The 8,675-nt window shown below is 67.2% G+C and carries 5 protein-coding genes; 4 read left to right on the top strand and 1 reads right to left on the bottom strand.

Going from position 1 to position 8,675, the window contains the following annotated elements; translation table 11 throughout:
- Positions 1 to 732: 732 nt before the first annotated feature.
- Positions 733 to 1,155, bottom strand: a complete 423-nt coding sequence (locus VN779_RS13350; protein WP_325723028.1) for a hypothetical protein — start codon at positions 1,153 to 1,155, stop codon at positions 733 to 735.
- A 217-nt stretch (positions 1,156 to 1,372) separates the two neighbouring features.
- Between VN779_RS13350 and VN779_RS13345 the strand changes: the two genes are divergently transcribed.
- The 4 genes from VN779_RS13345 to lnt all read left to right on the top strand — a co-directional run bounded on the left by VN779_RS13345 (position 1,373) and on the right by lnt (position 8,109).
- Complete coding sequence (locus VN779_RS13345; RefSeq protein WP_325723025.1) at positions 1,373 to 4,561, top strand: AfsR/SARP family transcriptional regulator; 3,189 nt, start codon at positions 1,373 to 1,375, stop codon at positions 4,559 to 4,561.
- Between the two features lie 238 nt (positions 4,562 to 4,799).
- On the top strand, positions 4,800 to 5,636 hold the full coding sequence (locus tag VN779_RS13340) for a class I SAM-dependent methyltransferase (RefSeq protein WP_325723023.1): 837 nt from the start codon (positions 4,800 to 4,802) through the stop codon (positions 5,634 to 5,636).
- A 47-nt stretch (positions 5,637 to 5,683) separates the two neighbouring features.
- Positions 5,684 to 6,151 (top strand): AAA family ATPase, encoded by a 468-nt coding sequence (locus tag VN779_RS13335; RefSeq protein ID WP_325723021.1) that lies wholly within the window; start codon positions 5,684 to 5,686, stop codon positions 6,149 to 6,151.
- Positions 6,152 to 6,510: 359 nt separating this feature from the next.
- Complete coding sequence (gene lnt / locus VN779_RS13330; RefSeq protein WP_325723020.1) at positions 6,511 to 8,109, top strand: apolipoprotein N-acyltransferase; 1,599 nt, start codon at positions 6,511 to 6,513, stop codon at positions 8,107 to 8,109.
- Positions 8,110 to 8,675 lie beyond the last annotated feature (566 nt).

The raw sequence follows: 8,675 nt of genomic DNA, 5'->3' as shown, positions 1-8,675 counted from the left end.
GGGCCGCGACGCCTGCCACGCACGCTCGCTGCGTTGGCGAAGCGTCCGCAGATGCCCGATATGAGGACGCTCCGCCGCCTTGCGATCGCACGCGCCAGACGCCGCGGCCTTGTCCGACGCTACTTCTTACACACGGCCTAGTCGCGCGCACCACGGCGGATGACCACCATGCGTGAGCCGGGTCAAGCATCGACTTCCGGCGGCACAAATGACAGCGTGGCACGCCGTCTTTGTGACGCTCGCACCACAGAAGCCCGAGCCCCGACCGCCCCCGGCCGCCCGCAACAGGAGGCCAGGCAGAACTCACAGGACAGATTCTGACCGCCTGCCGTGCTCTCGCCGCATCCAGCCATGATCGAGGCAAAACAGACCCCGAAGTCCGTCCGTCCCGGAACCTCTCGGCGCGTCAACGAGTGACCGCGGATTAGCCGGTGGCCTTACACCATTGCAGCGCACGTGACCCGGTCGGGGACTGTGCAGGACTGTGCGACAGAGCCCTTATCGCGATAGGCCCGGACCGGATGCCATGACCCGACTGGGTGCGTTGGCTGACTGATGGTCGGGCGGTGCGCGGTACCGCGCGGGGATGCTGCGCCGGTGGCGTAACACGCTTAGGCGCACCATGTGGGGCTTGCTGGCGGCGAGTGTGGCGGCAGCTCTATTTGGCTTCAGACGCGCGACTGCCGCGCCCTTTGCCTTCTGGGCGCGGCAGCCATATACCGGCTGTTCGGCTTAGCTGAAGTAGTAGATGTAGCCTTCGTAGGCCGAGTAGGCGTTGTTCGGGGTGCGTAGGCCGCCGTGCCCCGCGCAGTAGGCGTAGGAACCGCGTCGGTCTCCGTCCCAGTGCACGACTCCGTACGAGACCGAGCCGTCGGCGCAGTCAGCCCAGGCACGGTACGAGTCCGGGCCGTTGCCGTCGCACCAGCCGCCGAAGGTGTTGCTGTCGGCCCAGAAGGTGCAGGCACCGAGCCAGCCGGCATTCGGGTGCACGGCAAGTGCGGAGTGCGTTCCCTGGCTCGCGTGGGAGGATCCGAGCGCTGTGACGGTGACGCTCGTCGGACCGATGGCTGTGCTGGCGTGCGCCGCTCCCGCCGTGATCGCGGTGGAGGTCAAGGCGGCGCCTGCGATACCGATCGCGGCAATGAGTTTCTTCATGGAGCTGGAGCCCTTTCGTTTATTCTCGCCGTCGGGCGGCCGTCGCAGAACCCTGTGAAACAAACGAGGCGTTGCGGCAGATCTATATCTGAGTTCTACTTTGCCCGTCGTCACTCGCTAGTCTTGTCGCAGCGGGCGACGTATCGACTACGTTTCAGCTGCGCCATCCGCCACGGGTTGCACGCATCAGTGCACGATGCACCTGGGGGAGGTACAGGTGAGGCTGGGGATCATCGGACCGCTGTTTGTCGCCGACGATGACGGCCAGCAGATCCGACTGGCCGCGGGACGGCAGCGCGCATTGCTCGCGGCGTTGCTCGTGCGCGCGAACCGGATAGTGCCGGTGGACGAGCTGGCCGAGCTCGTGTGGGACGGTGACCCGCCGCGCGGCGCGGTCCGCACGGTACGCACGTACGCCGTGCGGCTGCGTCAGAGCGTCGGTCCGCAGGTTGCCGCGCGCATCGAGACGCTGGATCCGGGCTATCTGTGCCGCGTCGCAGACCAGGAACTCGACGTGCTGCGCTTCGAGGCGCTCTGCGGTGATGCCGGCGCAGCATTGAGGTCATCCCGATGGACTGACGCAGCCGAGGCCGCGGCAGGAGCGCTGGAGCTGTGGCGTGACGTGCCGCTGCAGGACGTGTCCAGCCAGGCGTTGCGCGATGAGTGCGTGACTCGGCTCGAACAGCTACGCGTTCAGGCGATCGAGGACCGAATCGAGGCGCAGTTACATCTCGAACGGCATGACAGGCTCATCCCTGAGCTTCGGCAGTTGACGTCGACTTATCCGCTACGTGAGCGGCTGCACGCGCAGCTGATGGTGGCTCTGGCTCGCGCAGGGCGGCAGGCCGAGGCTTTGGAGACGTATCGGCGGGCGCGCGAAGTGCTGGTAGACGAGCTGGGCATCGAACCTGGGCCCGAACTGCAGCAGACTCACGAGCAGATCCTGGATGCCGGCGTCGTGTCGGTCGCGCCCGCTGTCGCTGCCGCTGCTGGCGAACACCCGACCGCCGTGAGGGCGCAGGCACCGGTACCTCGGCAACTACCCGCTGCCGTGCGGCTTTTCACAGGTCGCCGAGCGCAGCTGCGTCTGATGGTCGACATGCTGGGCGAAAGGGATCGGGATGACTGCGCGGAAAGGCCGGTGGTGATCGCGGCGATCTGCGGTGCCCCCGGCGCGGGCAAAACCGCGCTGGCGGTGCACTTCGCGCACCGGGTGGCCGACCAGTTCCCGGACGGGCAACTCTATGTGGACCTGCGCGGCTTCGACACAGACGAGCCGTTACCCACTGCGGATGCGCTCGCGGGGTTTCTACGTGCCCTTGGCATGGACGGCCGCCAGGTGCCGGCGACGGTGCAGGAACGAGCCGCGGTGTACCGCAGTATGCTGACCAAGCAGCGGACGCTCATCGTGCTGGACAACGCTCGAGACGTGAAGCAAGTACGGCCGCTCCTACCGGGCAGCGGCGACTGCCTCGTCTTAGTGACCAGCCGCGATAGCTTGGCCGGGCTGGTTGCGCGGGACGGGGCGGTCCGAGTAGAGCTTGACGCGTTGCCTTCCGACGATGCGCTAGCGCTCCTGCGCGCATTACTCGGACCTCGGGTCGACACCGAGTCGGAAGCGGCCGCCACACTCGCCGAACAGTGCAGCCGACTGCCACTCGCCCTCCGCATCGCGGCGGAACGAGCCACCACACGCCCGCAAGCGCAGCTGGCCACTCTGGTCAGCGAGCTGGCCGACCACCGCATATGTCTCGACCTGCTAGGGGCGGGCGGAGACGGCCTGACCGACGTGCGCGGCGTGCTCTCCTGGTCCTACCGTCACCTTGAGCTGGCTGAGGCGCGCGCGTTTCGGCTGCTTGCCTTGCATCCCGGCGCGGAACTCGATCTCCACGCAGCAGCCGCCTTGACCAACACCACGCCCGAGCAAGCCAGCGGACTTCTCGATCGGCTCGCTCGCTCCCACCTGGTGCGCACCATTGGCGCCTCCCGATATGCCATGCACGACCTGCTGAGGGTCTATGGTCGAGAGCGCTGCGCGGCCGAGGACGGCGACGTGGAGCAAAATGCGGCGGTAAGCGGGCTGCTCGACCACTATCTGTACACTGCCGCGGCCTCGATGAGTGTCCTGTATCCCACCGAGAGCCACCGTCGGCCACACCTCGCCGCATCCGAGGTCTTACTCGCCCCGGTGGCGGACCCGGTGGCCGCGCAGGCGTGGCTGGACGCCGAGCGCCGCAATCTGGTGGCAGTCGCCGCGTACGCGATCAACCGGTCTCCCGCCCACGCCACAGCTCTTGCTGCCGTGACGGAGCGCTATTTCAGTCTCGGCTACCACCTCGACGAGGCGGTCACGCTGTATCGCCACGCCCTGCGTGCCGCGCGGCTCAGCGCCGACCACCATGCGGAAGGAACGGTACTGACTCACCTCGGCTTCGTCGAGTGGATGCGAGGCCGCTACGAGAAAGCCGCTGACTACCAACAACGCGCGCTTCCCCTCTTCAGGGAGGCTGCAGACCGGGGTGGCCAGGTCCGCGCACTGCACCGGCTGGCGCTGATCGAACGCTCCCTGGGCCACTTCTCCGCGGCTGCCGACTACGCGGCGGACGAATTGGCCATCACGCGGCAGGACGGCGACCGCCTCGGCGAAGTCAGGGCTCTGCACGTGCTCGCCACGATGGAGCACAAACAAGGGCGCTGGCGGATGGCGACCCGCCACTTCCAAGAAGTCATGGCGCTGTCGGAAGCGCTTGGCGACCTGCTCGGTCAGTCCACCAGCGCGAAGGAACTCGGCATCATCGAACTGCGGCGCGGCCGGCTCCAGGCGGCGGCCGAGTACCTTCGGCGTGCCCTGTCGTTATGCGAGCAGACGGGCAACGTCGACGGCCAAGCCGGGGCGCTGTCCCGGCTCGGACAGCTCTACCTCCGGCGCGGCGACATTGGGAAAGCTGGTGAACACCAGAAGCGAGCCCTGAGCACCTACCGGGAACTGAACGACCAGCACGGCGTGTGTGAGGCGCTCACCTCTCTCGGTCTGGTCGAGCTGCGCGCAGGTCGCGTCGAGCAGGCCATCGCGCACTTCAACGAAGCCCTGTCCGTTTCCCGTCGGCACAGCGCCCAAAGCCTCGAATGCGAAGCGCTGAACGGCCTCGGCGAAGCACTGCTCGCCGCTGCGCGAACCGGGCATGCGGTCAACTGTCACGCGGAGGCCCTCGACACGGCGAGCCGGATCGGTGACCCCGACGAGCGGGCGCGTGCTCACCACGGTCTGGCTCGCGCCCGTGCAGCCCTCGGCGAACAGCAGCAGGCGAGACACCATCTCGTGGAAGCGTTAAGACTTTACTCGGCTCTGGATGTCCCCGAGGCCGACGAGGTCCTCGCTGAGCTGGGCCGATTCGGAGCCGTATGAGCCGAGCCGCCGCACTCACGGACAGTCGTACGTACTCTGATACTCGAGCGGGCTCGTCCAATGAATTTCATGCCTGGCGAGAAGATCCTCATTACTGGTGGAGCAGTATGGGTTGGCCAGGCGCGAGCGCGATCACGATCGCACCGCGGTGCAGAGCCGATTGTCAGCGCAGGCGCCACAGCTGCAGGGCGAGGAATATTCCGTAGCGGCGCGGTTGGGATCCGAGAAAAATCAGATCATGGATACGGATCTCACCGCCCGCGCCGGCGCACCTGCGCTGCATCCACATATCGACGACTACTACGGCCGGCGTTTCAACGAGGTTGACCGGCTTGGAGCTGGCGCGCTCGGCCGACTTGAGCGCGAGCGTACTAAGGAGCTGCTGAGCCGGTTCCTGCCGGCGGCCCCTGCACGGATTCTCGACGTCGGCGGCGGTCCCGGCGTCTACGCGCTCTGGCTCGCCTCGCTCGGCTATGAGGTGCTGCTGATCGACCCTGTCACCAGGCACGTCGAGCAGGCCGCCCAGTACGGCACCTTCGCCGCGCAACAGGGGGACGCGCGCAACCTGGCCGCGTCCGACGCGTCGGCCGACGTCGTACTGTTGCTCGGGCCGCTCTACCATCTCGTCGATGCCGCCGAGCGGGCTCAGGCGCTGCGCGAGGCACGACGCGTCGTGAGACCTGGCGGGCTGATCGCAGCGGCGTTCATTTCACGCCAGGCCCCGATCGTCGAGGTGGCCGCCCAGTTGGGCGCCAATGACGACCGGATCTACGACATCCTCAGCACCCTGCGGGACCGAGGTGAGAACGACTTCGAGTCCGGCTTCACCGTCGCCTACTTCCATACGGTCGAGGAGATCCGCGAGGACTTCGCCACCTCGGGCCTCGATGAGCCGACGCTGTTCGGCATCGAGGGGCCGCTGCTGCCGCTCCTCGCCAGCCGCTTGGTAGACGATCGGCCGGACTATCTGGAGGCGGCGGTGCGTGCAGCGAGACTGGCAGACGATCACGCGGCACTGCTCCCGGCGAGCGCACATCTCCTCGCCGTGACACGCGCGCCCGGCCTGCGCGCCTAACTCGGCGACGACGCACACGCATAAACCAGCGGGTATCCTGCCGTGCCATGACGCGCGTGCTGATCACGGGCATGTCGGGGACTGGCAAGTCCACCCTGCTCGACGAGCTCGCAGCGCGCGGATACCGCACCGTCGACACCGACTACGGCGACTACTACGAACTGGTCGAGGGCGAACGACTCTGGCGCGCAGAGCGCATCGAAGCGCTGCTGCGCTGCGCCCCCGCCAACAACACAGACGTACTGTTCGTGGCGGGCACCACCCGCAACCAAGCGGCGTTCTACCCCTGGCTCGAGCACATCGTGCTGCTCAGCGCCCCCGCCCAGGTGCTCATCGAACGGCTCACCCACCGCACCACGAACCCCTACGGCAAGGACCCCGCCGAACTCGCCGAAACGCTCCAGTACCTCCAGGCGGTCGAGCCGCTACTGCGCGCCCGGGCCACCCTCGAAGTCGTCACGACCGTTCCCGTGACCCAGGTTGCCGATACCGTCCTTTCGCATGTGCCGAGCTGACAACATCGCCAAACTCGTCAAAGGTCAAAGTCGTACATCTCCTGCCGCTGAGCGAGCCACCCAGGACCAGCCATGGCCGTCGGCGCTGGCGAAGTCTGCGGCGCGGTGCCGTTTGATGAGTCGGCGCGAATTTTGGCCAGCCGGGGTCGAGTTCGTTGTCGCGCGTGGTGGCGGCTTCTCGCGGACGTCGTTAAGTGCCTTCGCCAGGTAGCCGTGTCTTCGGCTGGTTGTCGGATCTGGAGCAGGCCCGACGCTGGTAGAGCCTGCGCGCCTTCGCTTGTGACAGATACGCCGCAGCGCGACGCGATCTCGCTCGATTCGACGCGGCCGAATACGGCTCGCGCTGTCACGATGAACGTATGGCGGCTGGTTCCGTAAGGCAGGTTCGGTGGCGCACTTCGAGCGCAGCCCTGCTCGCAGGCGGGCTGCCGGTGCTTGTCTTTCCTCGGATCGATCTGGGCTGGCTGGCTTGGGTCGTGCTGACTCCGTGGCTAGCGCTGATCCGCTCGGCGGCCCCCGCAAATGAGCCCAGCGCGACCTGCGGCAGACGCTGGGCTGACACCCTGCGCGCCTGGCGTGCTCCCGCTCTCATCGGCTGGCTCGGCGGCGCGGGCTACACGCTCGCCAGCGAGTACTGGCTCGCGCCGAATCTGACCGTGTTCTTCCCGGTCGCCGCCGCTATCGTGGGCGCGGTCTGGGCACCGTGGGCCGTGCTGACCTCCCGCATGCTCGCCCGCGCGACCACTCCCACTGGTGCCGTCAGGGCACTGATCATCGTCCCCGCAGGCTGGATGCTCGTTGAAGCCGCGCGGTCCTGGCCGGTGCTCGGCGGACCGTGGAACCCGCTCGGCGCCAGCCAGTGGCAGCATCCGGCGCAGCTCGGCCTGGCCGCGATCGGGGCAGTGTGGCTGGTCGGCGCCGCCGTGGTCGCCGTCAACACCGGGGTGCTGTTGCTGGTGGCCGGCAGCAGCCGCACAGCCCGGGCGCTCGCCGCGCTCGTCATCGTCCTGGCGCTGGTCGCCGGGCCGTGCTGGTTCGCACTGCACAAGCCCAACGGCTCGGGAACCGCGCGGATCGCGCTGATCCAGCCCGGCCTGACGCCGCCCGACCCGGCCAGGCGGCTCGACGCCAGCGCCGCGCTGAGCGCAAACCTTGCCTTGTCTGCCGCTGCAACGCGCCCCGATTTGGTCGTGTGGGGCGAAAGCAGCGTCGGTTACGACCTGGACAGCCACCCACAGATCCTTGCGCGGCTCACCGCACTGTCCCACACGATGCGCGCGCCGCTGCTCGTGGACGTCGACGCGACACGTCCTGACGGTTCGATCGCGAAGGTGTCAGTGCTGCTCGACGCGCACGGCATCGTGGGTCAGTACGCGAAGACCAGGCTCGTACCGTTTGGCGAGTACATCCCGCTTCGCCCGCTCCTAGGCTGGCTGCACCTGGTTTCAAAGGCAGCGCCGGTCAACCGCACCAAGGGCACCGGCCTGACCGTGCTGACCGCCAGCGGCATCCGCTTCGGCCCGCTGACCTGTTTCGAGTCCTCGTTCCCTGACATGGCTCGCACCGTCGCCTTACGCGGCGCGCAGCTGATCGTGTATCAATCCTCGACTTCGTCATTCCAGGGCAGCTACGCCCAGGAGCAGCAGGCCGCCCTGCTGGCTGTGCGCGCGGCGGAAACCGGCCGTCCAGTCGTGCAAGCGGCACTCACCGGCGACTCCACGGCTTACGACGCGGCGGGCCGCCGCATCGCCATACTTCCCTCAACGGCACGCCAGTCGCTCACGGTCACTGTCCCGCTCGCCACCTCAGACACACCGTACGACCGGTTCGGCAACACCCTGCTACTCGCACCACTTCTCATCGTCGCGGCGGCCATCGTCGATGAATGGCGCAGGTCCGCAAAGGCTCACAGCAGAATTCGCAGCGCGGAAGCGTTGCCTTCCAAAGCGGTTACGTGATCGGTGAGATCGAGTCGATCACCGAGCGATCCCACCCGCGCCCCGGGGCTGATCCTTGCGCCGCCGGGAGACGCGTGAATCAGAGCGATTCGATCCTTCACGTCGGAGGCATCGGCAGGTCCTCGGACCAGTGTCCTTCTGGAGCCGGTCGTCCGCTGAGGACGGCGATATAGGCTTGTGTGTCCCGTGTTTGGGGGTGGTCGTCCCCGCGGATGAACTGTTGTTCCGGCAGGATCTGCTGAACCATACGCAGACCCTAAACGCTTCAAGCAACCAGCTCCATCGCGCTACGCATCCCTGCTTCTCACACGGGCTGCATCCGCAGTCGCGGTCACGGCCAGCCAATAGTTTCCACGTCTCAGCGACCGCTCATGCACGCCTTCAAGGGGGGCTGGAGAGGATAGCTGCCCGCGCGCCCCGCACCCTGCCAGGCTTGACGCGAATTAATCCCGCAACAAGGCTGTACGGTGAGAGCCGCTTGCTCCACTCAATACCCTCACATATCACCAGGACGGCGCGGGGTGCGGTTGCGCTATGTGCGAAGTCCGAAGGGACAGGGCGTGGCA

The organism is Actinocrinis sp. (genome assembly GCF_035605935.1).
Lineage (GTDB): Bacteria > Actinomycetota > Actinomycetes > Streptomycetales > Catenulisporaceae > Actinocrinis.
Note: the sequence above shows the minus strand (reverse complement) of the source record. Positions and strands in the feature narration are given on the sequence as shown.

What these genes read in the sequence shown, in the direction of transcription:
- VN779_RS13350 (WP_325723028.1), bottom strand. Translation starts at nt 1,155, where the DNA reads ATGAAGAAACTCATTGCCGCGATCGGTATCGCAGGCGCCGCCTTGACC.
- VN779_RS13340 (WP_325723023.1), top strand. Translation starts at nt 4,800, where the DNA reads ATGGATACGGATCTCACCGCCCGCGCCGGCGCACCTGCGCTGCATCCA.
- VN779_RS13335 (WP_325723021.1), top strand. Translation starts at nt 5,684, where the DNA reads ATGACGCGCGTGCTGATCACGGGCATGTCGGGGACTGGCAAGTCCACC.
- lnt (WP_325723020.1), top strand. Translation starts at nt 6,511, where the DNA reads ATGGCGGCTGGTTCCGTAAGGCAGGTTCGGTGGCGCACTTCGAGCGCA.